General features: G+C 71.5%; 24 protein-coding genes and 1 pseudogene. 3 read left to right on the top strand and 22 right to left on the bottom strand.

Translation table 11 applies throughout. The annotated features are described in order from the left end of the window. Positions 1–3: 3 nt before the first annotated feature. From IEZ20_RS09635 to IEZ20_RS09695, 13 genes are all read right to left on the bottom strand, one after another. Positions 4–411 carry a hypothetical protein gene (locus tag IEZ20_RS09635; RefSeq protein WP_189296496.1) on the bottom strand — a complete coding sequence of 136 codons (408 nt, stop codon included), beginning with the start codon at positions 409–411 and terminating at the stop codon, positions 4–6. Next, positions 411–734, bottom strand: coding sequence for a hypothetical protein (locus IEZ20_RS09640; protein ID WP_189296498.1), 324 nt, complete (start codon positions 732–734; stop codon positions 411–413). The genes IEZ20_RS09635 and IEZ20_RS09640 overlap by 1 nt, the downstream gene beginning before the upstream one ends. Positions 735–743: 9 nt before the next feature. Then, positions 744–1,748, bottom strand: a complete 1,005-nt coding sequence (locus tag IEZ20_RS09645) for an acyl-CoA thioesterase family protein (protein ID WP_189296500.1) — start codon at positions 1,746–1,748, stop codon at positions 744–746. Further along, positions 1,745–2,560, bottom strand: a complete 816-nt coding sequence (locus IEZ20_RS09650; RefSeq protein WP_189296502.1) for an alpha/beta fold hydrolase — start codon at positions 2,558–2,560, stop codon at positions 1,745–1,747. The genes IEZ20_RS09645 and IEZ20_RS09650 overlap by 4 nt, the downstream gene beginning before the upstream one ends. Next, entirely contained in the window at positions 2,557–3,555 is a 999-nt protein-coding gene (locus IEZ20_RS09655; protein WP_189296503.1) for a beta-ketoacyl synthase N-terminal-like domain-containing protein, read from the bottom strand. Before IEZ20_RS09655 ends, IEZ20_RS09650 begins: the two co-directional genes overlap by 4 nt. Further along, a complete protein-coding gene (locus IEZ20_RS09660) occupies positions 3,555–4,730 on the bottom strand; it encodes a beta-ketoacyl-[acyl-carrier-protein] synthase family protein (protein ID WP_229895991.1) in 1,176 nt (391 codons plus the stop codon). Before IEZ20_RS09660 ends, IEZ20_RS09655 begins: the two co-directional genes overlap by 1 nt. After that, positions 4,727–5,962, bottom strand: coding sequence for a beta-ketoacyl-[acyl-carrier-protein] synthase family protein (locus tag IEZ20_RS09665; protein ID WP_189296505.1), 1,236 nt, complete (start codon positions 5,960–5,962; stop codon positions 4,727–4,729). Before IEZ20_RS09665 ends, IEZ20_RS09660 begins: the two co-directional genes overlap by 4 nt. A gap of 33 nt (positions 5,963–5,995) precedes the next feature. Further along, positions 5,996–6,244 carry an acyl carrier protein gene (locus tag IEZ20_RS09670; RefSeq protein ID WP_189296507.1) on the bottom strand — a complete coding sequence of 83 codons (249 nt, stop codon included), beginning with the start codon at positions 6,242–6,244 and terminating at the stop codon, positions 5,996–5,998. 133 nt (positions 6,245–6,377) lie between these two features. Then, entirely contained in the window at positions 6,378–7,085 is a 708-nt protein-coding gene (locus IEZ20_RS09675; RefSeq protein ID WP_189296509.1) for a helix-turn-helix transcriptional regulator, read from the bottom strand. 231 nt (positions 7,086–7,316) lie between these two features. Further along, on the bottom strand, positions 7,317–8,810 hold the full coding sequence (locus IEZ20_RS09680) for a hypothetical protein (protein ID WP_189296511.1): 1,494 nt from the start codon (positions 8,808–8,810) through the stop codon (positions 7,317–7,319). 74 nt (positions 8,811–8,884) lie between these two features. Further along, positions 8,885–12,616, bottom strand: coding sequence for an ACP S-malonyltransferase (locus IEZ20_RS09685; protein ID WP_229895992.1), 3,732 nt, complete (start codon positions 12,614–12,616; stop codon positions 8,885–8,887). 299 nt (positions 12,617–12,915) lie between these two features. Continuing rightward, positions 12,916–13,542 carry a ScbR family autoregulator-binding transcription factor gene (locus tag IEZ20_RS09690; protein ID WP_189296513.1) on the bottom strand — a complete coding sequence of 209 codons (627 nt, stop codon included), beginning with the start codon at positions 13,540–13,542 and terminating at the stop codon, positions 12,916–12,918. Positions 13,543–13,698: 156 nt separating this feature from the next. Next, positions 13,699–14,430, bottom strand: a complete 732-nt coding sequence (locus IEZ20_RS09695; protein WP_308434653.1) for a response regulator transcription factor — start codon at positions 14,428–14,430, stop codon at positions 13,699–13,701. 388 nt (positions 14,431–14,818) lie between these two features. Here IEZ20_RS09695 and IEZ20_RS09700 point away from each other — a divergent pair, with 388 nt between their 5' ends. Together IEZ20_RS09700 and IEZ20_RS09705 are read left to right on the top strand one after the other, a co-directional pair. Next, positions 14,819–15,778 carry a ScbA/BarX family gamma-butyrolactone biosynthesis protein gene (locus IEZ20_RS09700; RefSeq protein ID WP_189296515.1) on the top strand — a complete coding sequence of 320 codons (960 nt, stop codon included), beginning with the start codon at positions 14,819–14,821 and terminating at the stop codon, positions 15,776–15,778. Between the two features lie 49 nt (positions 15,779–15,827). Next, positions 15,828–16,757: an NAD-dependent epimerase/dehydratase family protein gene (locus IEZ20_RS09705; protein WP_189296517.1), complete on the top strand. Its 930-nt coding sequence runs from the start codon at positions 15,828–15,830 to the stop codon at positions 16,755–16,757. Positions 16,758–16,759: 2 nt separating this feature from the next. Here IEZ20_RS09705 and pqqE read toward each other — a convergent pair whose 3' ends face one another. The 7 genes from pqqE to IEZ20_RS09740 form a co-directional block, all read right to left on the bottom strand. Beyond that, positions 16,760–17,938, bottom strand: coding sequence for a pyrroloquinoline quinone biosynthesis protein PqqE (pqqE, locus tag IEZ20_RS09710; protein WP_189296519.1), 1,179 nt, complete (start codon positions 17,936–17,938; stop codon positions 16,760–16,762). Continuing rightward, positions 17,935–18,213: a pyrroloquinoline quinone biosynthesis peptide chaperone PqqD gene (pqqD, locus tag IEZ20_RS09715; RefSeq protein ID WP_189296521.1), complete on the bottom strand. Its 279-nt coding sequence runs from the start codon at positions 18,211–18,213 to the stop codon at positions 17,935–17,937. Before pqqD ends, pqqE begins: the two co-directional genes overlap by 4 nt. Continuing rightward, positions 18,213–18,947, bottom strand: coding sequence for a pyrroloquinoline-quinone synthase PqqC (pqqC, locus tag IEZ20_RS09720; protein WP_189296523.1), 735 nt, complete (start codon positions 18,945–18,947; stop codon positions 18,213–18,215). Before pqqC ends, pqqD begins: the two co-directional genes overlap by 1 nt. Then, the gene (pqqB, locus tag IEZ20_RS09725; protein WP_189296525.1) at positions 18,944–19,858 is read right to left on the bottom strand and encodes a pyrroloquinoline quinone biosynthesis protein PqqB; all 915 of its coding nucleotides are present in this window, start codon (positions 19,856–19,858) and stop codon (positions 18,944–18,946) included. The genes pqqC and pqqB overlap by 4 nt, the downstream gene beginning before the upstream one ends. Positions 19,859–19,865: 7 nt before the next feature. Continuing rightward, entirely contained in the window at positions 19,866–20,003 is a 138-nt protein-coding gene (gene pqqA, locus IEZ20_RS09730; protein WP_189296527.1) for a pyrroloquinoline quinone precursor peptide PqqA, read from the bottom strand. Positions 20,004–20,082: 79 nt separating this feature from the next. Then, complete coding sequence (locus IEZ20_RS09735) at positions 20,083–21,204, bottom strand: PQQ-dependent sugar dehydrogenase (protein ID WP_189296529.1); 1,122 nt, start codon at positions 21,202–21,204, stop codon at positions 20,083–20,085. 172 nt (positions 21,205–21,376) lie between these two features. Continuing rightward, positions 21,377–22,915 carry a glycosyl hydrolase family 28-related protein gene (locus tag IEZ20_RS09740; protein ID WP_189296531.1) on the bottom strand — a complete coding sequence of 513 codons (1,539 nt, stop codon included), beginning with the start codon at positions 22,913–22,915 and terminating at the stop codon, positions 21,377–21,379. 53 nt (positions 22,916–22,968) lie between these two features. Here IEZ20_RS09740 and IEZ20_RS09745 point away from each other — a divergent pair, with 53 nt between their 5' ends. Next, positions 22,969–23,670, top strand: coding sequence for a CDP-alcohol phosphatidyltransferase family protein (locus tag IEZ20_RS09745; protein WP_189296533.1), 702 nt, complete (start codon positions 22,969–22,971; stop codon positions 23,668–23,670). A 27-nt stretch (positions 23,671–23,697) separates the two neighbouring features. Here IEZ20_RS09745 and IEZ20_RS09750 read toward each other — a convergent pair. Next, positions 23,698–24,108: pseudogene (locus tag IEZ20_RS09750) on the bottom strand (FAD synthase family protein); the annotation flags it as partial. Next, the gene (locus IEZ20_RS09755; RefSeq protein ID WP_189296537.1) at positions 24,105–25,664 is read right to left on the bottom strand and encodes a fibronectin type III domain-containing protein; all 1,560 of its coding nucleotides are present in this window, start codon (positions 25,662–25,664) and stop codon (positions 24,105–24,107) included. The pseudogene IEZ20_RS09750 and the gene IEZ20_RS09755, both read right to left, overlap by 4 nt. Positions 25,665–25,742: the final 78 nt, after the last annotated feature.

Genomic DNA, 25,742 nt, shown 5'->3' on the forward strand with positions numbered 1-25,742 from the left:
GGCTCAGCACACCCCCAGGGCGAGCACCTTGTCCGTGGCCCGCACGTGCTCCCAGAACCTGCTGGGCGGGCGGGTGCGGACGCCGGGTATCTGCTCGGGGGCGGCACGGTCGGCGGCGCAGAACCGGCACACGTACCAGTGCAGCCGCTCGGGGTGGGCCGCGAGCAGGTCACCGATGACCGCCGCCGTGGAGGGGTGCCGCGCACGGTGGTCCGCCGGGTCGAGCGGCTTGTCCGCGCCCAGGGCCGCGCTGGTCAGACGGGTGGCGTCGCCACACGTCCACACCTGGACGCGGGCGTCCTGGTCGAGCAGCGCCCGGGTCAGCCGCAGGGCGCTGGTGACCAGGTCGTCCTGGTGCGGGGCGCCGAGGATCTTGAGCATCACGTCGCTGTGCGGAACCGTCCACACCATCAGTGCCACACCGCCCGCAGGCCGGGCCGCAGCAGCCGCGCGGCGACGTCGTCCATGTCCACCAGCCGGGCCCGCGGCTCCACGTCCTCCTCGGCAACGCCCCGCCGGCGCAGGGAGAAGGCGTCGACCCACAGGGCGCCCCCCGCACCGAGGTAGTCGCCGAGGCGGGGGCTGGAGTCGGCCACGGCGCCCAGGACGCCGTCCTGGGTGAGCAGCAGGGTGACGTCACCGCCCTGCCGCACCAGTCGGCAGGCGTCGCCCACGAACCGGTCGCCGCCCGCGCCGGCGGGGCCGGCTGACTCGATGAGCAGGTATGCGTCCATGGCCGGTGGTCAGCCCACTGCCGGTCGGCCGTGGAACGCCTTCAGGACCCGCTCGTCGAAGCCGACCAGGCTCCAGTCACGCCGGTTCTCGATCACGGCGTAGCCGTGGGTGATGTGGCCCGTGGCGGTCTTGACGAGCTGCCCGTCGCGGACCACGTAGCAGTCCATGCGGGAGGTGTAGGTGTGCTCCTTGTACACCTCCTCGACCGTGTACACGGTGTACAGGTCCTCCTCCATCAGGGCGTGGTCGAGGATCCGCACGGAGGAGCGCGGTACGACGGGGATCCACCGGCGGTCGTCCAGGAGCTGCTTGATGGAGATCCCCCGGTCGGCGAGGAAGAGGTCGACCACCTCCTCCATCTGCCGCAGGTATCCGGACATCTGGATGCGCTCGGTGAAGTGGCAGTACGGGTAGGGGATGCGCCACTTCCATCCGAACGCGTTCTCCCCGGCGGTCAGCTGCTCCAGCACCGGGTCGCCGGCGCTGGTGCCGCGGCCCTCCGCGAGGCTGGTGTTGACCACCGGTGCGGGCGCCGGGCCGGCCGGCTCGGGCTCGGGGGCGCGGGCGGTGAAGCGGGCGAGTTCGGCGGCCGGCGCGGCGGCGTCGAGGTACTCGTCGGGCACCAGCAGCACCCGCACCTTGGACGTGGCGGCACGCAGCCGTTCGCCGTCGCGTACGACGGTGAGCGTGACGCGGAAGCGCAGCGCGTCGTCGTCGTCCTTGGTGGCCGGGGCGACGGTGGCCTCCACCAGGTCGTCCATGTGCAGCGCATGGGCGATCCGGGTGTCCAGCTCGACGAGGTCGAGTCCGAGGCCGTACTCCTCGAACAGCTCCCGGGCGGGCAGCTCGGCGGTGCGGAAGTGGTCGAGGACGGCCTCCTCCACGAGGTAGTTGACGTGCTTGAAGCCGATCCAGGTGCAGATGTTGGAGCCCTCGTAGCGGGGGCGCAGGGCGACCGTCGTCTCGTCGCCGAGGAGCCGCTTCAGTCGTACGGCCAGGGTCTGGGTGCTCATCGCGGGGATGCGCTCCGTTCTGTCAGGTATGCGTTGACCAGGTCGGCGAAGGTCTCGGGTGCCGACGTCATCGGGAAGTGCGAAGTGTCCGGGAGGATGTGCACGGACGCGTCCTCGACGGCCGATCCGAACGCCGTGGCGTCGGAGGGGAAGGCCACGAGGTCCTCGGCGCCGCCGATGACGAGGAACGGCATCCGCAGTCGGTCGGTGCGCACGTGGGGCATGCGCAGGTAGGTCTCGAAGAAGCGCATCCAGCCGTAGGGCCCGATGCAGTCGCGGATCTTGTACGCGATGGCCTGCCGGCGCTCCTCGGAGAGCTGTCGGCCCGAACGGGCGCGCATGCCCTCGATGAGGATCTGGAGGAAATTGTTCAGGTAGTACTCGATCGAGGACCAGTCGAAGCTCTGGGTGCCGGACCGGTACAGCGGCGAGACCAGGACGACGGCGCGCGGGGCGTCGTCGCCGTGGGCGCTGTCCAGCCAGCTGAGCGCGGCGCAGGTGCCGAAGGAGTGGGCGACGACGACGTCGGGACGGCCCGGCATCATGGCCACGGCCTCCTCGACCCAGTCCTCCACGGGGCGGGCGGTCCAGCCCTCGACTCCCGCGCCCCGCCAGGGCAGTTCGGCGGCCCACAGTTCACAGCGCTCGTCGGCCCGTGCGAGGTACGGGTCCCACACCGATGCGCCGCTGCACAGCCCGTGGAGGAGCAGGACCCGCAGCGGGTCCGGTCCGGTGGCCGCGCGCACCAGCGTCACGGTGACGGGCGGTTCGGCGAGCACGGTGGCCGCCGGCGCCCCCTGGACGTCCGTCATCGACGGGCCGCCTCGGCCGGACGCAGCGTCAGCGTGGCGACCGCGTCACCCTCGTGCTCGCCGGCCGTGACCAGGGCCGGGGCCGTGCCGCCCGAGGAGAACCAGCCGACCGCCGCGGCGCACTGCAGCACCCCGAGCGCACCCGAGGCCTGCCCGTGGACGGCGCCGAGGGCGTGCCGGGGGACGTTGCGCAGGGCACCGTCGAGCGGGACGTCGGCGGCTGCGGCGAGGGAGTCCTCGGCGAACCAGACGCCCCAGTCACCGGGCTGCGCGCCGTCCGTGCCGCTCAGGCACGCGGTGAGGTCGGCGTCGCGGGTGTAGTCGCCGAGTTCCGCCAGCGGCCGCGCCCCGCGGGCGGCGGCCTCCGCCGGGTCCTCCACCAGCAGGGCCACGGCTCCGTCGAGCAGGTCGCCCCGGGGGATGCCGGTGAGCCGTGCCACGACGTCGTTGGCCGGCTCGACACCGACCACCAGGGCGTGCCGGCAGCGTCCCGCACGGATGAGGGCCGCCGCCCAGTGCACGGCGTCGAGCCCGGAGGTCGGCCCGTTGCACAGCATCAGGTTGGGGCCCCGCAGGGAGAACCGCTGGGCCACCGCGGAGGCGACGACGTTGCTGGAGGCGTTGGGCAGCGCCATGGGACTGACGACGTCGGTGCTCGCCTCGGTGATGGCCGCGGACGTCTCGCACACGGTGTCGAGGTTGCCCAGGTTCGAACTGGCGACGACCGCCACGCGGGTGCCGTCGACGGCCAGCGTGTCGTCGTCGGCGCGCTGGGCGTCGGCGGGCAGGATCCCGGCGTCGGCGAGTGCGTCGCGGGCGGCGGTGAGGGCCAGCTGGGTCGCGCGGTCCTGGTAGCGCAGGCCGCGGCGGCCGAGGCGGGCGGCGGGGTCGACCGGGTCGGTGGAGCGGCGCGCGTCGAGCAGGTCGGCCGCCGCGGCCACACCGGGCAGGGCGAGCCCCACGCCGGTGACGAGGGCCGCGGTACGTGCGGGCATCAGGCAATCCCTTCCAGTACGGCGACGGCGTTGACCCCGCCGAATCCGAACGCGTTGATCTGCGCGAGCCGCAGCGGCGACGCGGCGGGCCGTGCCTGCCCCGGAAGGACGAAGCGGAACGGCTCGGCGCCCGGGACGCGGTGGTCGAGGCCGACGGTGGGCGGGACCCGGCCGGTCGACAGGGACCGCGCGGCGACGATCAGGCTGAGCAGGCCGGAGCCGCCGGAGGTGTGCCCGGTCATGCCCTTCAGCGCCGTCATCAGCGGGTGGGAGGCGTGCGGTCCGAACACCTCGCCGACGGCCGTGGTCTCGGCCTCGTCGTTGAGCAGGGTGCCGGTGCCGTGCAGCACGACGAGGTCGATGTCGTCGGGTTTCACCCCGGCCCGTTCGTGCGCCGAGCGGATGGCCGCCGAGATGCCCTGCGGGTCCGGGGCGGTGGGGTGGCCGGCGTCGCAGTTCATGGCCACGCCGCGCAGCAGGCCGTGCGCCCGCTCACCCGCGCTGCCGTCCTGACGGGTCAGGACGATCGCGGCGGCGCCGTCGCCCATGAGGGTGCCGCGCCGTTCCCGGTCGAAGGGGCGCACCCGGTCGGGGACCGTCATCTGGACCCGGTCGAGCAGCCCGAACATGCTGGCGGTGATGGTGTCGACGCCGGCGACCACGACGGTGTCCGCCTCGCCCGCGGCGATCAGGTCCTGTGCCATGGCCAGGGTGTGCAGCGAGGCGGAGCAGGCGTTGGAGAGGGTGTACGTCCGGGTGGCGCCGAACCGCTCCCGCAGGGCGGTGCCGAAGTGCAGCCGGCCGAGGTCGAAGTCCTCGCCGCCCGGGCCCTTCTGCCAGGCCGTCTCGACGGAGCGCAGTTCGCGCAGGCCCGTGCCGACGAGGACCGGGACCGATCCCAGGTCGTCCCTCAGACCGGCGTCGGCGAGGGCTTCCTCGACGGCGCGCAGCAGCCAGGAGGTGGCGCGCAGCGGCATGCCCTTCCCGCTCCCGCGGTCATCGATCTCGTAGGCGTGCCGGGCGCGGAAGCGTGTGCTGTCGAACTCCTTCAGCGGGGCGCGTCCGCTGCGGCCCGCGCACAGCGCCTCGAAGATCTCCTCGACGTCGTCGCCGACGCCGGCGACCGCTCCCATGCCGGTGACGACCATGCCCACGGGTGCCTCGGTCCACGTCATCGCCGCTCCTCGGGGTAGGCGCCGAAGACGACGACGGCGTTGTTGCCCCCGAACGCCAGGCCGTTGTTCTGCACGATGCGGGGCCGGCTGTCGACCGCCTCGTTGGGTACGCAGTCGAGTCCGCATTCCGGGTCGGTCTCGACGTGGTTGATGGTGGGCGGGATGAAACCCTCCGTGATGGCGAGGACGCAGCCGATGGACGCGAGGGCGCTGGCCGCCCCCATGGTGTGACCGAGCATCGACTTCATCGAGATGGTGGGCGGGGCGGTGTCCGCGCCGTAGACGCGCCGGACCGCGGCGGCCTCGGTGACGTCGTTGGCCTTGGTGCCCGTGCCGTGGGCGGAGATGAAGTCCACGTCTGCGGGTGTGACGCCCGCGTCGGCCAGGGCGAGCCGCATGCAGTCGGCGATGCTGTCCTCGTCCGGGGCGACCGGATGGTGGGCGTCGCAGTTGAGGCCGGCGCCCAGGACCTCGGCATGGATGCGTGCGCCGCGGGCGAGCGCGGACTCGAGGCTCTCCAGGACGAGCATCCCGGCGCCCTCACCGGTGAGGATGCCCTTGCGGTTCTTGTCGAAGGGCTGGCAGCGCTCCGGTGCGATCGTCCCGATGCGGTAGAAGCCGGTGAACGTCTTGCGGCACATGGCGTCGGCCCCGCCGCACAGGGCGATGTCGACGTCACCGGCCCTGATGGCGTCGAAGGCGTACCCGATGGCGTAGTTGCCCGCGGCGCACGCGGTGGGCAGGGTGACCGCCTCGACCCTGCTCAGCCCGAGCTCGTAGGCCACCGCCGCCGACAGGCGTCCCGCGGGGATCCTGGCGGCGACGTGCGGCGCCATCGCGGCCGGGCCCTGCCGCAGTTCCGTCTCGACGAGGGCATCGAGGTCACGTGCCTCACCGTCGGTGGTGCCGACGGTGACCAGGGTGTCGCGCAGGCCCAGTTCGCCGGGTGTCAGCCCGGCGTCGTCGAGGGCCATCCGGGCGGCCGACACCGAGAACTGGCTCGCCCTGCCGAGGGTGTCCAGGTCGGTCTCACGGATCCACTCGGAGGGGTCGAAGCCGACGACCTCGCATCCCAGGGCCTGGGCGAAACCCGTCGTGTCGAAAGCGCTGATGGGCCTGACCTCGCTGCGGCCCGAGCGCAGTCCCGCCAGGAAGTCGGCGGTGCCCACGCCGATGCTCGACACGACTCCCGTACCGGTGATGACCACGCGGTGGCTCGTGGAGTCCTCCATGCTGCTGTCCTGCCTCCCGTAGTGGCCGGCCGGCTACTTGGCCGCGTCCTCGACGACGCTGTACACCCCTTCGAGATTCACCATCCGGGCGAGCTCCGCCTGGTCGATCTCGACCCCGAAGTTCTTCTCCAGTGCGGCGAGAACCTCGATCGAACGCAGCGAGTCCGCACCGTATTCCTCCTTGAAGAGAGAGGAATCCTTGACGTCGTCCGGATCGATTTCCAGAATGTCGCAGACGATTTCCTTGATCTCCGCACGACGTTCCTGTACCGAGCTCATCATTCTCCTCGAATTATTTCCGTCACCGAATGTCGGTCCTGCAATCATCGCGTGCTGCGCCGTTACGCAGAAGGGGAATGGCACCTTGGTGCCAGAACGGCCGGCAGCGATGAAATTCGTTTGCGCGGAAAGGCGTTCAGAGCCAGCCGCGCCGGGCTGCCTGGACGCCCGCCTGGAATCTGCTGCGCGCGTCGAGCCGCTGCATCAGGTCGGCCACGAGCCGGCGTACCGTGCGCAGCGAGACACCGAGCCTGCGGCTGATCGACTCGTCGGTGTGCCCCTCGCACAACAGCAGCAGCAGCGCGTGGTCGCGACCGCGGCGGCTGTCCCCCTCGTGCCCGCCGGGCGCCTTCCAGGGGGTCGCGGCCGTCCAGAGCTGCTCGAACATCAGGTGCAGGACGCGCACCGTGCCGGCATCGCGCACCTCCACCGCGCCGCCGAGCGGGTCGCTCGGGTCGAGCGGGAGGAGCCCCACCTCCTTGTCCACGATGACGACGGGGGTGGGGACGACGGGCACGGTCCGGGTCTCGCCCCCCAGCAGGGCGAGGTCGCGCGCGCACCGCAGCAGCGCCGGCTCGTTGCGGAAGCTCTCCCGGTAGATGGACCGCAGGGCCACGCCGCGCTGAAGGACGTACGCCTCCAAGGGCGCCGCGTCCTGGAGCGTTCCCCGGCGCAGCCCGGCGCTGCCCGGCCCCAGGGCCAGCCATTCCCTCTCCGCCCGCCTGCTGAGCGCGGTCAGCCGGGCCCGCACCGCGTCGGCGCCCAGCAGGCGTTCCCCGTCGCGCGCCAGGTGGCTTCCCAGCTCGCGCAGTTCCGCCACGGCCCGCTGTGGCGTCCGCTTCACGTCCGACGCGGTCACCGGTGTGCGCTCACGCGTGTGCGTCTTCCGCAGACACGACCCGCCGTGCGCCCCACATGCCACAGGCATGAACTCCCCCGTTCCTCGCCGCACCGATAAAGGACTGGCCGGACTTTTCACTGCGTGCGCCCCGGGGTGCGCCCGGGCAGAAAGGGATGCCGTGCCCGAAGGACAGCCGGCCGCGTGCGTCCCGGTGCTCGGCTCACGGGTTCTCCGTCACTTCGAGAAGGGGAACTCGAAGTTCTTGAACAGCTCGGTCTCCTCCGTGTCGGCACCACGCATCCGCAGGGCGTAGCTGACCAGGGCGTGGTCGAGCATCGAGATGCGGTCGCCCTCTTCCCTGGCGCCTTCGGAGATGTTCTCGACCATCCAGGCGATGGCCGAGCGGCCCTCGTAGCGGTCCCGCGGAGTGAACATCAGCTGCTCCGCGGCGCCGATCTCACCGAGGACGTTGAGCACGTAGCTGACCGGGAACGCGCGGTTCGCCCGGTTGTCGTCGATGGCGTTCGTCCACTCGCCGGTGCGGTCCAGATCGGGGAACGAGTCGGCCATGCGCACCAGCGCCTCGTCCGGGATCAGGTCCATCCGGCCGGTCATCATCGACAGCTCGATGATGTAGGGGTAGGCGTTGCCGCGGGGGGAGAAGTTCTCCCCGGGGTCGACGATGTCCAGGACCGCCGTGACGTCCTTCATGAAGGTGTCCAGGTCGGGCAGTTCGTCCGCCAGGCGTCCCAGGTTGTGCAGGGCGATGACGTAGTACTGGGCCATGTGGACCCGGGTGGTCCAGGGGATCTGGCCCATCAGGTCCCTGGCCTCGGCCAGGGCGTCGATCGGCCGGGTCAGGTACTCCGCCCTGCCGCACATGGCGACGGCGTTGAGCATCGTCAGCAGCGGGTAGACCTTCAGCCACGGCTTCGGCATGGGGTTGGGGAAGGCCGGCCAGTTGCCCACCTCGTCGGCCCGCGTCAGGTAGGCGAGGACTTCCTGCATGTAGTCGCGCTCACCGTCGAAGATGTGCTCGGTGTGGCCGATCAGCGCGATCACGGACATCAGCATTCCGCCCGCTCGCCCGCAGAAGTAGGGGATCGGGATGCGGTCCAGCAGGTTCAGCGCCTCGACGACGTGGTTCCGCTCGGCGGTGACCAGGCGGTCCTGCAGGCCCAGCTGCCCCAGGGCGAGGAAGACCGAGGCGCTGGCGGACACCCGCTCGTACTCCCCGTGCCGTCCCTGGTTCTCGTCCGGGATGGCGTCCGGAGCGATCTCGTCGAGCATGCCGAGCACCTCGGCCGGGACGTCCCGTTCGTCGTTGACCAGCAGCGACAGGTCGAGGCCCAGCTTGGCGAAGGCGTCCAGGAGGATGCTGCCGGCCATGGCCCGGTAGTAGGGGTTGGCCACGGACCGGACGGCTTCCAGCAGCGGCCCCACGGCCGGTTCTATCCAGGCGCGGTCGCGGCCGGGCTCGACGGCCCGCAGCGTGAAGTCGGTCATCTCGCGGCAGAACAGGGTGTAGCCGTCGGACGGCGACACCTTCTTCGCCAACTGGTCGAAGGTGTCACGGAGGTGGCCGGCGATCGCCGGGTCGTAGTCGATGGGGTACTGGCCGAGGCCGATGCCGCGGAGCATGCGGCTCCACGGGGTCGCGATCATCCGGGACTCGTTGGACATGTCGTCCAGTCCGGAGATGGGGAGGGAGCGCGGAACAGAGTTCATGAATTCAGTCCTCCAGTAGGGACGGTCGTACGTCTGGGCCAGGCAGGCTTTTTCGTCGGGAACCAGGCGTGCCCTCAGTTGTCCAGGTAGGGCAGCGGGGGTACCGGGAGGCCCAGGAACTCGGTCCTGTTTCCTTCCAGCATCTGCAGTGACCAGTTCAGCCACTTGATGCCCTCGCAGTAGATGGCGACCGGACGACGCTGCGTCTGGTAGGTGTCCACGAGCGTGCCGTCCAGCTCCTTCTGGAAATGGAAGGGGGGCATCGCCGTGAAGTGCTGGCCCATCATGAACACGAACCGGACCAGCCAGTACGGGTCGTCCTTCAGGTAGGGCGAGTCGGGGTCGTCCAGCCCCAGCGCGGCCGTCATGACCGGGGCGAAGTAGTCCTCCATGCCCTGGGGGGACTCGCTGTCGACGCCGCCCCCGTTCGCGATCACGTCCCGTACCCGGTACGCCTTCTGGTACGGGTTGCCGCTCCGGAACGCGATGTCGACGCTGGGCGTCCGGCCCTCCGCGACATCGACGCTCATGGCGAACTGCTCGAAGTGGATCTCGTCGTAGTGGCCGATGGAGTTGTGCCAGGGCTTGTTGTCGTACATCGCGTCGTCGCGGGTGTCCTTGCCCTCGCTCTTGAAGCCGATGGCCCGGGGATCGAGGAACCTGATGCCCAGCGTGGCGGGGGTGATGGCCGCCAGTGCCGCGTCGATCTCCTCCTGCGGCGCCCCGGTCTCGATCAGCCGCTGGGCGTGCCGCAGCGGTTCGCTGTCGGAGATCTTGATGTTCTCGGTGTTCGTGTCGCCCATCACGAGGGAGTGGAAGGCCGGTTCGAGGATCTCCGCGAACTCCGGGGTGTCACGGAACCGCTTCAGCAGAGCCTTGTGGTTGAGGTAGGAGACGCCGTTGATGACGATCCGGTCGGTGTCCAGCAGGTGTGCGCAGAAGGTGCGCGGTGCCGTGCGGCGGCACAGGTCCAGGCGGTCCTCGATCTTCCTGAAGTAGGAGGTGTCGAGCGTGGCGCCCGGTGCCGGCACGCGGCCTATGCTGTGCACCTCGTCGTTGAGCACCCGGATGATCTGCTCGTAGAGCCGGGCGACCACGGCGGGCGGCGGGGTGTGCTTCTCGACGTAGCGGCTGACCTCCTCGCCGGCGACGTAGCTCATCTCGTAGATGACCTCGCGGTCGACCGTGCGGTCGCCGGACCGCAGATGGGCCGGGACGGGGGTCTCCCGCTCCAGGACGGAGAACACCTCCGGGAAGTAGCCGCGCACCGGTTCGGGCAGGGACTGCAGGAACTCGGCCTGCTTCCTGGCCTTGGTGAACGGCGGGAGCATCACGCCGTGTCCGTCCGGGTTCCACCGGGCGGTCGTCAGCGCCTCGCTGAGGACCTTGCGGACGGTGATGTGCTCCTCCCCCTCCTTCCGGACGAAGACGGTCATGGACTCGCTTCCGCCCTGGCCGAAGCCGACGATCGTCTCGTCGCTGTTGATGTAGGCGCAGACCGTGCTGGAGAGGACCCGGCGGCTGCGCGCGCTGGCCAGGACCCGCTCGTTCTCCTCGGTCAGGGCGAGGACACAGGCGTACTCGACCTCGTCGAGGGCGGGGTTGACGCGCTTCTTCCAGACCTCGGCCGGCTCGGAGACGGCGACGATGTGGGTCGCGTACGGCCCGGCGTCCACGTCGGTCGCGGCCGGCTGCGAGCCGAGGGCGACGATCTGGCAGTTGCCGTTCAGGTGGATCCGCCGTACCCGGCTGTCGAGGGCGCCGCCTGCGAGCACGGCGCGGGTGGCGTCCTCCAGGTCCTTGCGGGACTGGATCGGCACACCCTCGGGGGAGACGACGGGGATCCCGGCCGCGGTGAGGCTGTTCAGGATCCGGTCCGTCACGTCCCCGCGCGCCTGCTCGGCGCTCAGGGTGACCGCGTCGGCCAGGGAGACGGCCCCGGAGACCGCCAGGGCGGCCAGCCAGCCGGGGACGTCGTCGCCTTCGAGGTAGTGGTCGCTCTGCGCGAACAGGGCGGGACGGTGCTGGGCGAGCGTGTGGAACAGCAGGTACTGGTAGACGATGCGCTGTCCCGCCGGGTGGAGGTCACCGTCGAGGCGCAGGCCTCCGAGCATCCGGTCGTGGATCTCGTACGCCGTCGGCTGGGTGTCGAGCAGCAGGCGCGTCCTGCGGGCCGGCGCCTCGTCGTCGAGGCCGGCCGGTCCGCCGAAGTGGAAGACGACGACCTCCGGACGCGTGGTGTGCAGGGTCCGCGTGCGGGTGGCGCCGGTCGCGTCCCGGACGGTGAGTTCCGCGTAGGCCTTGCCCAGCTGCGTGGAGTCCCCCGCGGTGATCCTCTTCTTCGTGCGTGCCCTGACGACCAGTTCGCCCTGGTCGACGGCGATGTGCTCGCGGTGGGCGCGGGTGTGCTGGAAGATCTCCAGGAACCGGTAGAACGTGGGCGAGCCCTCCCGGTCGGGACGCAGCATCTCCGCGGTGATGACGCGCCCGAGGGTGCGGGAGAAGTAGTCGTCGCAGAAGGTGTTCTCGGCGGCGAGGCGGAACAGCTCGTGCAGGAGGTGGTGGTCCTCGCGCGTCAGCTCCTGCTCCGAGCCGTACAGCTCCTCCAGCCGGGACATCAGGGCGCTGACCGCGTTGACCGCGCGCAGGAAGGTGGCGGTGTCCTCGTGGCTTCCGGTGTAGGCCATGACGGGGGCGGCGACGTCGTTGTCCTGCAGCAGCTTGACGGACTTCGCTCCCAGCCCCAGCTCCAGCACGACGTCCACGTCGAGGCTGTTCAGGCTCTCGCAGGTGTCGCGGGAGGCCATGACCCGGTCCGTCATGGCCAGGACGCCCTCGCGGACGGCGTCCGCGGTGGTCAGCAGGGACATGTCGTGGTTCGACACCACGGGGACGCGCGGACTGCCGAAGCGGATCCGATGGGTGACGAAGAACCTCTCCATGCCCTCCCGGGCGGGGCGCATCCGCGCGGAGTGGGCGAGGAAGACGGTCGGTTCCTTCAGCTCCCAGGTGGTCGCGTCGGCGAGGGGAGCGACGAACGCGTCGAACGCGGGCTTGGCCCCGGCGCGGACGTAGAGGTTCGCCTGCGTCGGCGCGTACGTCTTGTGCAGTTCGACGTCCGTGAGCGGGAAGGCCTCGCGCAGCCGGTCCAGGACCACCGCGAGGGCGTCCGGGCTCGGCGCCTTCACGGCGACCACGTGGTACGGCTCCCCGACCAGGGGCACCTGCCGTACGGACTCGTCCAGGTAGGAGGCGATGTCCCGGGCGAAGGCCTCGTCCGTGCTCTGCGCGCCGGCGGCCTGGAGCATCAGCGGCGTGAACAGCTGGGCGATCTTGGTGCCGTCGAAGACGGAGAGGGAGCCGCTCGCCACCGCGGCCGTCAGGACGCCGAAGCTCTCGCCGGTGTAGGCGATGACGTCGACCGGGGTGCCGTTCTTCGCGATCCGGTCGCGGAGGTAGGCGTCCAGGGCGAGGCTGTGCACCAGCAGGGACGCCCCGATGAAGCCCTGGCGTTCCATCTTGCCCTCAGGGAGGTTCTCCGGGTCCAGGAGGAGCAGGTCGGGACGGCCGGGGAAGCCGAGGGCGCGGGCGGCTTCCCGGTAGATGTGGGTGACCTGCGGGATGCCGGAGTCGAGGAGCAGCCGGCCGAGGCTGCGGTAGAAGGCCCGGCTGCCCAGGCCGGGGAAGAACCCGGCCACGCGGATGCGGTCCTTGGTGCTGAGGACGTCCTCGACGAGCGCGGGTCGTGCGGCAGTGGCCAGCGGGGAATGGGCGGGAGAAGGAGCAGCGGACAGAGAGCGGGACACAAGCATCGCCTCTCGGGTTCTTCTGGGCGGTAACATCGCACGCTCGCCTTTGGGCGCGGAGGAATCCTCGATCGCGAGTGGAAATTAATTCTTTCCGTTCGCCCGAACCCGTTTCAACACATTCCGATACAGGGTTGTACAGGCCTCTGTGAGGCACTGTAAACCTCTGTAAACGTCTGTCAGGGAATGTCAGGGAAGTTAAAAGACGCTGGCCGGCGGGGCCGCGGAGACCAATTTTCGGCAAAATAAAAATCGGGGCCGAGAGCTACTTGGCTCTCGGCCCCGATTTCTTTTGACGATCACTCACCCGGTGGCTCGGGCGGCAGACTCGTCCGCAGGCGCGGCAGCATGCCCGGCGCCGCGAGTCCGGGCAGCAGGAGCCGCCACAGCGCGGAGATCCGGGCGGGCAGGTCCTGTCGGCTGCTGTAGACCTCCGACATCACCTGCAGGCCGGTGTACGCACCGACGATGGTCGACGCCACCTCCGACAGATCGGTTCCCGGCAGCAGTTCGCCCTGCTTGTCCGCCTGGCACAGGAGATCCTCCACCAGCGTGATCGACTGGTTGTACGGAGTCTGCGACGACATCGAGAAGGACGACCGTTCCACGGCCAGCCGCACACTGGCCCGCAGCACCATGTCCGTCTGGAGCCGGAGCGAGAAGGCCAGGGTGAGGTCGATGACCGACTGGAGCTTCACCGGCTGGTCCGGGTCCGGCACCACCAGGGCCTCGCCGTGCGCCTGCGCAAGCGCCGCGGCGATGGCTTCCTTCGAGGGAAAGTGGTGGTACAGCGCGCCGCGGGTGAGACCGGCTCTGGCGAGGATCTCGTTCGTGCTCGCCGCGTCGTATCCGCGCTCGCCGAACACCACCGCTGCGGCCTCCAGGATTGAGCGTCTGGACCTGATGCCTCGCTCCTGTTGGGCCATCCGTGGATCCTCGCATCTCAGGTTCAAAGAAATACAAACGTGCCTGCGCCATTATTCCACCGGCGCGGTGTCCTCATTTGCCGGAATCGGTGCCGGAATCGGTACCGGAATCGGTGCCGAAGTCGTGGCCGGAATCGGTGCCGGCGGCCTCCTGGATCACACATGCCCGATCCGGAAACCGACGCCGCGCACCGTGACGATCCAGCGGCTCGATCCCAGCTTGCTCCGGAGGCTGCTGACGTGCGTGTCGATGGTGCGGCTGCTCTGCGACCACTCGTCGTCCCACACCCGGCTCAGCAGCTGACGGCGGGAGAGGGTGGTGCCCGGCTGCGAGGCGAGCTGGTACAGCAGGTCGAACTCCTTGGGCGTGAGGTCCACCCGCCGTCCGTCCAGGAGCAGTTCACGCGCCGCCGCGTCGATCCGCAGCGGACCGTGCGTGACGACCTGCGCCTGCGGTGTGTGCGGACGGACCCGGCGCAGCACCGCTTCCATCCGGGCGAGCAGTTCCCGCAGGCCGTAGGGCTTGGTGATGTAGTCGTCGGCGCCGGCCTGCAGCCCGAGCACGCAGTCGAGTTCGGCGCCGCGTGAGGTCATGGAGATGATCGGCACGTTACCGACCACCCGGATCCGCCGGCACACTTCGAGGCCGTCGAGGTCGGGGAGGTCGAGGTCCAGCAGGACCATGTCGACACCGCTGTGGGCCTGCAGTGCCTCGGCACCGGTGGACACGCTGGTGGCCAGATATCCGTTCCTGCGCAGCTCCTGCGTCAGGTCCTCAGCGGCCGGGGCGTCGTTCTCGACGACGAGCACCTGCAACGCCTGTCCGCCCGCCGGCGGGTGCCCTGACCCGCTGTGTGGTGGCGCCAGATCCATGACCTGCCGATTCACCTGCACGCTCCTTCCCCCAAGGGCGCAACTTCGAACTGTTGACCGTCACGGTACCAGGCGCAGTTGTCTGTTTGTCAACGCGATTCATCAACGGCATGGTCGAGGTGCCGCCCCGTCAAGAACCCGTCAGGGAAGACCCTCACGGGTGAGGAGAGGGGCATATCCGCCCCAACTCCCCTTCGGCAGTCCTGATCTGTGCGGTGACTGGCGCGTTAGGCGCGTATGGCCATCGTGTTAACCAGCCGAGGCCGACCCTGCTTGGTAGATCTTTTACTTTAGAATCAAGCCGACCTGTCTGTATGTTCGAGGCGTGCGCCTTCCGTTGGGGGACGGGGGGGAGGGGCGCACGTCTGGTTGGCCCCTGTCCATGAGCAGAGCAGGACTCCGCATGCTGACCACGGCCCGAACTACCGCGACCGACCGCGCTCCGGCCCAGGAACCGCTTCTCACCACCACCGTTCCGCGCGAGTTCGTCCACCGCGCCTCCGTGGCGGAGGTGTTCCTCACCGGCTGGGCGGCCGAGAAGACCGACTCGGGCGAATCCGACGCCTTCGTGGTGCGGGCCCAGTGGCCGCGCAACCACGCCCTCTTCGCCCCGGTGGGCGGCTACCAGGACCCGCTGCTGATGGTCGAGTCGATACGCCAGATCGGAAGTCTGCTGGCCCACGCCGAGTACGCGGTCCCCTTCGGCCACCAGTTCCTGATGCGGGACATGTCCTTCACCGCCGCCGCCTCGGCGTTCGAGGTGGAACCCGTCCCGACCGAGGTGGAACTCCACGCGGTGTGCCGTGAACTCGTCCGCCGGGGCAGGACCATCGCCGGCATGCGCTACGAGGTCTGCGTCCGGCGCGGCGACCTGACCGTCGCCACCGGTGGCGCCAGCTACAGCTGCACCAGCCCGGCCGCCTACCGACGGCTGCGCGGTGAGCGGCCCACCCGCACCTTCCGTGACGTCCCGGCGCCGGCCGACCCGGCCGAGGTGGGCCGCACCGACCCGGACCACGTGGTGCTCGCCGACCGTGCCGTGCCCGGTGAGAACCGGTGGGAGCTGCGGGTCGACACCGGGCACCCCTGCTTCTTCGACCACCCGGTGGACCACGTCCCCGGCATGGTCCTGATCGAGGCCGCCCGGCAGGCCGCCCGTGCCGCGACGGGGCAGCCCGGGGCCCTTCTCGTCGCCCTGGACACCGAGTTCACGCGCTACGCCGAACTCGACGCCCCGTGCTGGATCGAGGCCCGGGCCGGCGACCTCGACGCCGCCGGCAACCTGCGGGTCCGTGTGAGCGGCATCCAGGAGGGAGAGCAGGTCTTCGCCGCGGACCTGACCCTGCGTTGCCCGGCCGCCTGACCCGCACCGTCGTGGGGAGAGACCCGACGCGCGGAGGGAGAGGCCCGGCGTGCCCACCGTTCTGATCACCGGCGCCGCGGGCTTCGTGGGCGGTCACGTGGTCCATGAGGCCGCGCGGCGGGGCGCGGCCCTCGCCCTGCTGTCGCACAGCCGTCCGGTGGCCGCCGCCGGGAGGGGGCACCGGATCGTGCCGGCCGACCTCACCGACCCGGGCTCGCTGCGGGGCGTGTGCGAGGGGGTGGACGTCGTGCTGCACTGCGCGTCGTACATCGGCTCGGAACCCGGCGGCAACGAGGCCGTCAACGCCCGGGGCACGCGGAACCTGGTCGCCGAGGCCCGTCGCTCCGGGGTGTCCCGCATCGTGTACGTGAGCACGGCGTCCGTCTACGGCCGGGGCACCTTCCGGGACGCCGCCCCCGGGCAACTCCTCAGGAGCCCGGGTTCGCCCACATCGGCGAGCCGGGTCGCGGCCGAGGACGCCGTTCTCGGAGCCGGCGGGGTCGTCCTGCGTCCCCATCTGGTGCACGGGCCGGGGGACAGATGGGTCGTCCCGGGTATCGCCCGGCTCCTGCGCGCGCTGCCCGGCACGGTGGAGGGCTGGACCGCCCGTGTCTCGCTGGTCTCGGCGCGGGACCTCGCCCGCCTCGTGGTCGGTGCCGGCCTCGCGCCCGCGGCCGGTCTGACGTCCACGGCGTACCACGCGACCCACCCGGAGCCCGTCCGCGCGCGGACGCTGCTGCGCGCGGTCGCCGCGTGCGCCTCGCTCCCCTGGCCGCGGCGGGACCTCTCCGTCTCCCAGGCGCGGGCGCACCTGGCGGCGGACGACCGGTCGTTGCACGCGCTCGACCTGCTGAGGACCGACCACTGGTTCGACGGTGTCCCGCTCTGGCGCGATCTGCGTCTGGCGCCCGGCCCCGGTTTCGGGGCCGGGTTCGCGGAGTCGGCCGACTGGTACCGCCGGACCCTGCTCGCCGCCTGAGGTCAGAGGGGGTCACGGCCCCCGGCGGCGGGTGTCGGTGCTGGTGTCAGTGCCGGTGCAGGTGCCGGTACAGGTGCCGCGCCGGGGCGGCGGTAGACGTACGGGGGCGGCTCGGCACGGCCGGCGTCGGCCGGGTCGCGGACGAGATGGTGGTCGGGGGAGAGGGCGCAGGCAGGGTCGGTGCGGGTGGCGTCGCCGGTGAGGGCGAAGGCCTGGCAGCGGCAGCCGCCGAAGTCCTCCTCCCGGCGCGGGCAGCCGCGGCAGGGGCCGGTCATCCAGTCCGTGCCGCGGTAGCGGCCGAAGGCCGGGGAGTGTTCCCAGATCCAGGCGAGGGGGTGGTCGCGGACGCTGGGCGGGTCGAGGTCCGGCAGGGAGGCGGCCGCGGGGCACGGCAGGACGGTTCCGTCCGGTGTGACGGTGAGCGAGACCGCGCCCCAGCCGCCCATGCAGGGCTTGGCCACGCCGTCGAAGTAGTCGGGGACGACCCAGACCAGGTCGATCCGGTCGCCCAGTTGCTCCCGGCGGCGCTCCACCGTCTCCCGGGCGCGGGACAGCTGGTCGCGGGTGGGCAGCAGCGCGGACCGGTTGAGCAGGCCCCAGCCGTAGAACTGGGTGTTGGCCAGCTCGACGCGGTCCGCTCCCCAGGCCACGCCCAGGTCGATGAGGGCGTCGACGGCGTCGAGGTTGTCGCGGTGCAGGACGACGTTCAGCCCCAGCGGGAGCCCGGCCCGGCGGACGAGGGCCGCCGCCCGTTCCTTCGCGGCGAAGGAGGAGGGGCGTCCGGCGATACGGTCGCCGGCCCGCGGGTCGGCGTGCTGCACGGACAGTTGGACGCTGCGCAGCCCGGCCGCGGTGAGCGCGGCCAGCCGGGCCTCGTCCAGACCGGTGCCGCTCGTGACCAACTGGGTGTAGATCCCGGCGGTTTCGGCGGCGGCCACGATCTGTTCCAGGTCGGGCCGGAGCAGCGGCTCGCCGCCGGAGAGGTGGGTGTGCACGACGCCCAGCGCACCGGCCTGCCGCAGGACGTCCGTCCACTCCTCGGTGCTCAGCTCGGCGGAGCGGCGGGCCAGTTCCAGGGGGTTCGAGCAGTACGGGCAGTGCAGCGGGCAGGCGTGGGTGAGTTCGGCGAGCAGGGCCCACGGGGGTGCCACGGCGGATCCGGGGGGCGCGGGAGCGGTCACGTCAGCCAGCCCTCCCGGCGCAGGCTGTCCAGGAACGCGGGGACGGTGCCGGCCACCGGCGCGCCGGGGAAGCGCTCGGACAGCTCGCCAATGATCCCGGGCACGGTGCGGGTGCCGTCGCACAGGCCGACGACGGTGCCGGCCCGCCCGGTGAGGACGACCACGCGTTCCGGCAGGACCAGCAGGTCCGTGTCGCGCACGGGGTCGTGCCGCAGCATCAGCGCGGGGGCGAGCGCGGGGCGCCACTGGTCCGCCGGGGCCGCGGGGCGGGGCATCACACCGGCTCCGGCAGGCTGTGCCGACCGGCGTGCTGCTGTACGGCGTCGAGCAGGGACCACAGCACGTCGCACTTGAAGGAGAGCGCGGCCACGGCCTTCTCCTGCTCCTCCGGGGTACGGGCCCACTCCAGGACGAGGTCCAGCGCCTCGGCGCTGTCGCGCCGGCCCTGGTCGACGCGGGCGCGGAAGTAGGCGAGTCCGTCGGGGGCGATCCAGGGGTAGTGGCGCTCGAACGCCTCGATGCGCAGGCGCATCAGGTCGGGCGCGGTCAGCTCGGTCAGCGAGGCGGCGACGGCCTCCAGGGGGGAGCGCAGCCGGCAGAAGTTGACGTAGCCCTCCACGGCGAGCCGGACGCCCGGCAGCACGGTGCCGCCCGACAGCAGGGTCGCGCGGTCCAGGCCGGCCGCCTCGCCGAGCCGCAGCCAGCGCTCGATGCCGCCCTCGCCCTCGCCGCGCCCGTCGTGGTCCTCGATCCGCCGCAGCCACATGCGCCGCAGGCGGGACGAGTCCAGCTTCGCGAGGATCAGCGCGTCCTTGACCGGGATGTGGCGCTGGTAGTGGAAGCGGTTGGTGATCCAGCAGCGCACCTCGTGCGGGGTGAGGTCGCCCTCGTGCATGCGGAGGTTGAAGGGGTGGCGGTCGTGGTACCGGTCCTGGCCCACCGCGCGCAGGCGGGACTCGAACTCGGCGCGGCTCCAGGGCTTCGCCGGCGGGGCGAGTGTCGTGGTCACAGCTCGATCACCATTCCGTCTTCGGCCACCCCGAGACCCAGCCGGGCGAGCCGCTTGTGCTGCGGCGCCGCGGGGTCGACGAGGGGATTCGTGTTGTTGAGGTGGGTGTAGAGGCAGCGGGCGGGCAGCGTGGCGAGGATGCGGGCGGTGCCGCCCGGCCCGTCGATGGGCAGGTGGCCCATGCCGGTGGCGGTGCGGGGGGAGATGCCGGCGCTGCGGGGCTCCTCCTCGTCCCAGAAGGTGCCGTCGAGGATGACGCAGTCGGCTTCGGCGGCGGCCTGGTGCAGCGCGTCGGACCAGGCGGCCACGGCCGGGGCGTACAGGACGGTCCGGCCGGTGGCCGGTTCGTACAGGCGCAGCGCGACGACCCAGGCGCCGTCGGCGGGGGCGTCGACGGCGTAGCGCGGTCGCTTGCCGGAGACGGGTACGGCGCTGACCAGCAGGCCGGAGCCGGCCGGGCCGCCGGTGTCGCCGAGCAGCGGCTGGGTGCCGGGGCACCGCAGTTCCCGCCAGGTCAGGGTGGTGTACGGGGTGAGGACCGGGCCGAGGCGCAGGCGGTGGTCGACCGCCTGGCGGACGGGGGCGGTGGCGAGGATCTCCAGGCGGTCCGCCTCGCGCAGCCGCCAGATTCCCAGCGTGTGGTCGAGTTCGGCGTCGGTGAGGACGACCCCGGCGACCGGCGTCTGCCGGGGCCTGGGCCCGGGGTGAAGCACCGGGTGGTCCTCGATCTGGTCGCCGAGGTCGGGGGTGGCGTTGACGAGGTACCAGCGGCCCTCGTCGGCACGGACGGCCAGTGAGGCGTGCAGGCGGCGCCGCCCGGGGTGGGCACGTGCCCCGGAGCACCCGGGGCACGCGCAGTTCCACTGGGGGATGCCGCCGCCGGCCGCGGTACCGAGCACCTGCAGCAGCATGACGGGGCTAGCGGACGCTGAGGGAGTAGGCGGTGACCTCCAGCGCGGTGTCGACGACCACGTATCCGGGGGTCTGCCAGGCGGTCCGCTCCGTCTCCTCGGGGGCGCGGGCGGGCTGCTCGGCCCGTTCTACGGCTTCGGTCATGATGCGTGCCTTCCTTTCTGCACAGGGGTGTGCGGGGTGTTGCCCTCCCGGGCGGGAGGGAGCCTGGGGCCGGCCGTCCCTACTTGATCGTCACCTTGAGGAGGAGGTCCTTGGCGATGCCGCGGTCGCTGGTGCCCATCCACAGCTGGTCGGCGCCGGGGACCTTGGCCAGGGCCCGCAGCCGGCCGTAGGCGCCGTTGTAGTAGGCGGTCGCGCGGCCGACGTCCTGGCCGGTGGCGTCGATCGGGATGCGCCACAGCCGGCGGCCGCTCAGCGTGGTGGCGTAGATGACGTTGTTCACGACCGCGACCTGGGCGGGCACGCCCCCCTCGTCCGGCTTCCAGACCAGCTTCGGGTTCGTCATCCCCGCGCGGGAGCAGGAGCCCTCACAGGCCGGCCAGCCGTAGTTCCGGCCCGGCTTGACGAGGTTGAGTTCGTCCCAGGTCTCCAGGCCGATCTCGGTCGACCACAGCCGCCCGGCACGGTCCCAGGCCAGTCCCTGGGGATTGCGGTGGCCGTAGCTGTAGACGCGGGTGCCGAAGGGGTTCCCGGGAGCCGCGGCACCGGTCTTCGTGATCCGCAGGATCTTTCCGTTGAGGGACTTCTTGTCCTGGGCCAGTGCGCCCTGCTGGGCGTCGCCGGTGGCGACGTACAGGTATCCGTCGGGCCCGAAGGCGATCTTCCCGCCGTTGTGCTGGGTGTCCCTGACGATCCCGGTCAGGACGGGGGTGTACCCGCTCAGCTTCTTGCCGTCGAAACGCATCCTGACCACACGGTTGTCCGTGCGCGTGGTCTCCATGAAGAACACGTCCTGGTCGGACGTCCCGTTCCAGGTCGGGGACACGGCGACACCGAGCAGTCCGCCCTTGTCCTGCGTCTGCTGGTTCCACACCGCGTTCGGCACCGTGCCGACCTTCTTCTTGGCGCCGTCCAGGGCGACCTTCCAGACCACGGCGGTGTCGCGTTCGGTCACCAGCGCCGCTTTGTCCGTCCGGAGGAAGGAGATTCCCCAGGGCGTCGTCAGGGTGCGGTTCAGCGTGCTGACCGAGGACGGTGCGCCGCCCGCGCGGGCGGCGGCGGGCGTTTCCGCGGCCGTCGAGGGCGGTCCGGACAGGCCTACGGCCAGGACGGCGGCGGCAGCGGTGAGCGCGGCCGTTCCCAGCCGGGCCCTGTGCAGCGCCGAATGCGCCAAGCGTGACATCGTGATGCCTTTCCTTCGGTGTTTCCGGAGTATCGGGCGCCCCCTCCGCATAGCAGTGAGCTTGCGCGCCGACCGGTCCGCCACCGGATCACCGGCGCCGAGAAGTCCCTCCCAGGAGTGACCGCCGTTCCGCAGGGGGGCAGGTGGCCGGTGCCGGACGGAGTACGCCGGGTCAGGGGGCCTTCCGCGGCGGGGAGGAGCAGTCCGTCCGACCGGTGTCGGGCAGCGGGGCGTCCGGGGTGCCGGGGGCCGCCGCGGGGCCGGCCGCAGGGGTCGTCGCCGGCTGCGGCACGGGTGCCGAGGCGGGGCTCGGCTCCGGTGTCGGCTCCGGGCTGGGAGTCGGGGTACCGGGGGTCGGGTTCGGGGCCGGGCTGGGGCTCGGGGACTGGCCGGGCGCGAGGCACGGCGGCGGGGTGGAGGGGGAGGAGGGGGTGGCCGGGCGGGACGCCTCGCTCGTGTTGCCCTCGTCGACACAGTCGACGAACTGGACGAAGGGCACCGGGTCCGTGCCGGCGGCGACCACGAAGTCCCGGGCCGTGTGGCTGCGCAGCAGGCACATGTCGTAGCGGGCGAGCACCGGGAGGGGGTCCGGGGCGGCGGCCGGGCGGTACTCGTGGCGGCCCACCAGCTGGCAGGAGTCGTAGCGGACGAGGGGCCCGCGCGGGCCCACGGTGTAGCGGTGCGGGCGGACGTCGGCGGAGAAGTCCCGGTAGGCGAAGGCGGTGTCGTCGCAGTCGCTGAAGTGGACCGTGCCGCTGTTCCACACGCAGTCGATGACGACGACGTCCGGGTTGCGCACCTCGAAGCGGATGTCCTGGGCGTGGAACCGCTGCACGGAGTCGTGGTGCCGGGCGACGGGGAAGCGGAAGAACGTGCTGGTGGTGCCGTACTCCGGGCTCTGGGGGCGTCTGTCGGTGATGATGTACGAGCCGCCCCGGCAGGCGATGGAGCCCCCGTAGGGGAACTCCAGGAAGTTCCCCCACTCGTACTCCACCTTCATGTCGGTGAACCAGTAGTTGAGGAACTGGTCCTGGTCGTTCGGGTCCTGCTGTCCCTCCCGGGTCAGCCCCGAGTACAGGAACGCCCTGCGGTAGCGGCCGCCGACCCGGCACGCCTCCCACCGCATCTCCGAGTTGGTGTCCGTACCGCTCAGGGCGAGGCCGTACTCCCACTCCCCCATCCACTCGCACTCGGAGAACCGGTAGTCCTGCGCCTGCCCGGTCGAGTACGAGTCGAAGAAGGAGGCTCCGGGCGTGGCCGAGCGGAACTGCAGGCGTTCGAAGGAGAGGTTGGACCACACGTCCTGGTTCCGGCACAGGAAGGACCCCGGGCCGGAATCGGGCCGGAAGACGAGGCTGGTCATGCGGCGGCCCGCGCCGGAGAAGCGCAGGCCGCTCGCGGGCCGCGGCGGTGCGACCCCGTTCAGCAGCGCGTGCGGTCGGGTGATGAGGTACTCGCCGGCGGGGATCTCGATCACCACGCGGCCGACCCCGCCGGAGACGCGCGCGGCGGCGTACGAGTAGGCGGCCTCGAAGGCCCCGCTGTCGTCGGCCCGCCCGTCGCCCACCGCGCCCAGGTCGACGACGTTGACCACGGTGTCCGGCGTGCCCGCCATGCGGCCGAGGGCGGACGCGCTGCGGGTGGACAGGGCCGTGGCGGCCAGCACGGAGGCGCCACCACGCAGAAGGTGCCGACGGCTGACACGGGACATCGGTCCATCCCTTTCTGTCATAATTCCCTCCTTTCCAGCCTGTAAGGAGCTGAATGACCGGGTTCATCGAGGCGCTCAGGCATATGTCGGCGGCACAGAAGCCGGCGAGGGGGGTGTCGGCCTACACCCTGTACGTCAACCGGCCGGCCGGCCGCCTTCTGGCCGTGCTGGCCCACCGCGTCGGTGCGACCCCCAATCAGGTGACGGTGCTCGGTGCCCTGTTCACCTTTCCCGCCCTGGCCACCGTGGCGCTGGTGCGGCCCGGCACGGGGATGTCGGTCGGTGTCTGTGCCGCCCTGGCCGTCGGGTTCGCCCTGGATGCGGCGGACGGACAGCTCGCCCGCACGCAGCGCTCGGGAAGTCCGTCCGGCGAATGGCTGGACCATGTGCTGGACTGCTTCAAGCTGGTCTCGGTGCACCTGGTCGTACTGGTGTCGTTCTACCGCTTCTTCTCGCTGCCCAGCCCGGCCTTCCTGCTGGCCCCGATGCTGTTCGAGCTGGCGGCCGTGGTGATCTTCTTCGCCGGGATCCTGACCGAGCAGCTCAAACGGCGGGCGGCCGCCCCGGCGACGGCGGGGCCCACGCCGGTGCTGCGGGCCGTGCTGCTCCTGCCGGTGGACTACGGCATCACCTGCATCAGCTTCCTATTCCTGGGCAGTCAGCACGTCTTCCTTTCCGTTTACTGCGCATTGCTGCTGGCCCACCTCCTGTTCATGGCCGCCTGCCTGGTCAAGTGGTTCCGCGAGCTGCGCTGAGATGATCTCCGGCGCCCTCTTCCGGGAGAGCAGCTCCAGCGATGCGCGCAGCAGGGTGCTGGAGGTGTGCACGGTGTAGGGGAAGTAGACGACCTCCACACCGACCGGTGCGAAACGCCGTTCCAGCTCGAGCCACTTGGGCGTACCCCGCCAGTCGTCGCCCTTGAAGATGACGTGGAAGCCGAGCCGCTTCCACGTCTCCATCTTGTCCTCCTCCGCCTCCACGACGGCGACGTCGACGCAGCGCAGGCTGGCGACGATCTCCAGTCGCTCGGAGAGCGGGATGACCGGACGCCGGCCCTTGAGCCGCTCGGCCAGATCGTCCGAGGTGACCCCGGCGATCAGGCGGTCGCAGTGCCGGCGCGCCCGGCGCAGGATGTTGAGGTGGCCGATGTGGAACAGGTCGTAGACACCCGGGGCGAACCCGATGCGGGTCATCTCCACGGGCCACCCGCCGTCGTCCGGGCCGTCGCCGCCCCGGCGGGTACGTCCACGCGCGTCGCCGGGGACTTCGGCGAGGTGTTCACCCCGTCCGACACCTGGATCCGGTACTCGTGCCGGGAGCCGGGGGCCACGGAGTCGGTGTGGCTCATCCACGGGCGGTTCCAGTAGGTGGACGCCTGCTTCTTCTCCGCGATCAGCCTGCCGTCCCGGTAGAGCCGGTAGGTGAGCGTCGCGTCCTCCCGGTCCCAGGAGGCCTGCCAGTGCAGGACGACGTGTCCGGTGCGCGCGGCGGAGAGCGAGAGGGCGGGCACCTCCGGTGCCCCGGTGTCGGGGCCGGCCCCGAAACGGGTCAGGCCCTGCTGGGGGCCGCCGTTGACCCGGGTGAACTCGCCGCCCACCCAGAGGACGCCCCGGGCGACCGTCAGCGCACGGGGTCCCACCTGCTCCCCCGTCCCTTCGTCGGTGTCGGGGAACCAGTGCAGGATCCGGCTGGTCGTGGGCGACTGGGCCAGCAGGTGCTGCCGGTCGTGCCGCTCGGGGAAGCCGCCCGGGGTCTCGCTGCAGTCGTGGGCGTGGGAGGCGCTGTAGAGGACGCCCCGGTAGGGCAGGACCACCTGGGTGGCGCCGTAGCAGGTGTCCTTCCACACCATCCGGTCGTCGTCCAGCCGGCCCGCGATACGGCCGTCGAAGACGCCCTCGCCGTGCCCTTCGGCGCCCACGTAGAAGCGGGTGCCGTCCTGCGCGATCGACTTCACCGACGAGCGGGGCGGCAGCCAGTCGGGGAAGGTGCGCTCGGTCGCTCCGCTGGTGGCGTCCAGGGCGACCAGCGAGTGGGCCCACCGGCCGTTGACCCACTCGAAGTCGCCGCCGGCGTACAGCTTTCCGCGGGAGGGCACCGCGGACAGCGCGCGGACCGGCGCGTCGACGTCCGCCCGGAAGGGACGCAGGGCGCCCTCGGGGGTGAGGGCGGCGATGTGCTGCCTGGTCCGGCCGTCGACCTGGCTGAAGTCACCGCCGAGGTAGACGGTCCGGCCGGTGGTCTCGATCGCCCGGACGGTCGCGGACACCGCCGGCCTGAAGTCCCGGCGCAGGGTGCAGTCGGCCGTGTCCAGGGCGACGGCGCTGGCCACACCCGTGGATCCGACATGGCTGAAGGAGCCGCCCACGTACAGCACCCGGCCGTCCGGGGAGGTCTTGAGGGCCCGGACGGTTCCCTCGCCCCCCGTGAACGACGGCGCGCACGGCAGCAGGTCACCGGTCGCCGCGTCGAGCGCGGCGAAGTTGCGGCGCGGGACCTCCCGTTGGCCGGGTTGCGCGCCGGGCGGCCGTACCGAGTCGAAGGTGCCGCCGACGTAGACGACGCCGTGCGCGGAGGCCAGCGACCAGACGACGCCGTTCGTCTGCCATGTGGTCAGCGGGTCGGCGGTGAAGGACGCCTTGGGTTCGGCGGCGGCCGTGGCGGCGGGGGGATGGAACTGTGCGGCGGAGCACAGGAGGGCGACGGCGACAGCCCTGGTGGCCGCCCTCGACGGGAGCTTTCTCAGGCGCAATGGAGACCCCGGATGGCAGTGGTGTGGGCGGCGCGCGGGGAATGACAGGGGCCTGCCGGACCCGTCCGTACGCCCCTG

The sequence above is a fragment of the Streptomyces cinerochromogenes genome (assembly GCF_014648635.1).
In the GTDB taxonomy this organism is placed as follows: Bacteria; Actinomycetota; Actinomycetes; order Streptomycetales; family Streptomycetaceae; genus Streptomyces; species Streptomyces cinerochromogenes.

What these genes read in the sequence shown, in the direction of transcription:
- IEZ20_RS09690 (WP_189296513.1), bottom strand. Translation starts at nt 13,542, where the DNA reads ATGGCCCAACAGGAGCGAGGCATCAGGTCCAGACGCTCAATCCTGGAG.
- IEZ20_RS09735 (WP_189296529.1), bottom strand. Translation starts at nt 21,204, where the DNA reads ATGTCACGCTTGGCGCATTCGGCGCTGCACAGGGCCCGGCTGGGAACG.
- pqqD (WP_189296521.1), bottom strand. Translation starts at nt 18,213, where the DNA reads ATGCCCCGCCCCGCGGCCCCGGCGGACCAGTGGCGCCCCGCGCTCGCC.
- IEZ20_RS09655 (WP_189296503.1), bottom strand. Translation starts at nt 3,555, where the DNA reads ATGCCCGCACGTACCGCGGCCCTCGTCACCGGCGTGGGGCTCGCCCTG.
- IEZ20_RS09640 (WP_189296498.1), bottom strand. Translation starts at nt 734, where the DNA reads ATGGACGCATACCTGCTCATCGAGTCAGCCGGCCCCGCCGGCGCGGGC.
- pqqA (WP_189296527.1), bottom strand. Translation starts at nt 20,003, where the DNA reads ATGACCGAAGCCGTAGAACGGGCCGAGCAGCCCGCCCGCGCCCCCGAG.
- IEZ20_RS09670 (WP_189296507.1), bottom strand. Translation starts at nt 6,244, where the DNA reads ATGATGAGCTCGGTACAGGAACGTCGTGCGGAGATCAAGGAAATCGTC.
- IEZ20_RS09645 (WP_189296500.1), bottom strand. Translation starts at nt 1,748, where the DNA reads ATGAGCACCCAGACCCTGGCCGTACGACTGAAGCGGCTCCTCGGCGAC.
- IEZ20_RS09700 (WP_189296515.1), top strand. Translation starts at nt 14,819, where the DNA reads ATGCTGACCACGGCCCGAACTACCGCGACCGACCGCGCTCCGGCCCAG.
- IEZ20_RS09740 (WP_189296531.1), bottom strand. Translation starts at nt 22,915, where the DNA reads ATGTCCCGTGTCAGCCGTCGGCACCTTCTGCGTGGTGGCGCCTCCGTG.
- pqqB (WP_189296525.1), bottom strand. Translation starts at nt 19,858, where the DNA reads ATGCTGCTGCAGGTGCTCGGTACCGCGGCCGGCGGCGGCATCCCCCAG.
- IEZ20_RS09745 (WP_189296533.1), top strand. Translation starts at nt 22,969, where the DNA reads ATGACCGGGTTCATCGAGGCGCTCAGGCATATGTCGGCGGCACAGAAG.
- IEZ20_RS09660 (WP_229895991.1), bottom strand. Translation starts at nt 4,730, where the DNA reads ATGACGTGGACCGAGGCACCCGTGGGCATGGTCGTCACCGGCATGGGA.
- IEZ20_RS09680 (WP_189296511.1), bottom strand. Translation starts at nt 8,810, where the DNA reads ATGAACTCTGTTCCGCGCTCCCTCCCCATCTCCGGACTGGACGACATG.
- IEZ20_RS09665 (WP_189296505.1), bottom strand. Translation starts at nt 5,962, where the DNA reads ATGGAGGACTCCACGAGCCACCGCGTGGTCATCACCGGTACGGGAGTC.
- IEZ20_RS09650 (WP_189296502.1), bottom strand. Translation starts at nt 2,560, where the DNA reads ATGACGGACGTCCAGGGGGCGCCGGCGGCCACCGTGCTCGCCGAACCG.
- IEZ20_RS09635 (WP_189296496.1), bottom strand. Translation starts at nt 411, where the DNA reads ATGGTGTGGACGGTTCCGCACAGCGACGTGATGCTCAAGATCCTCGGC.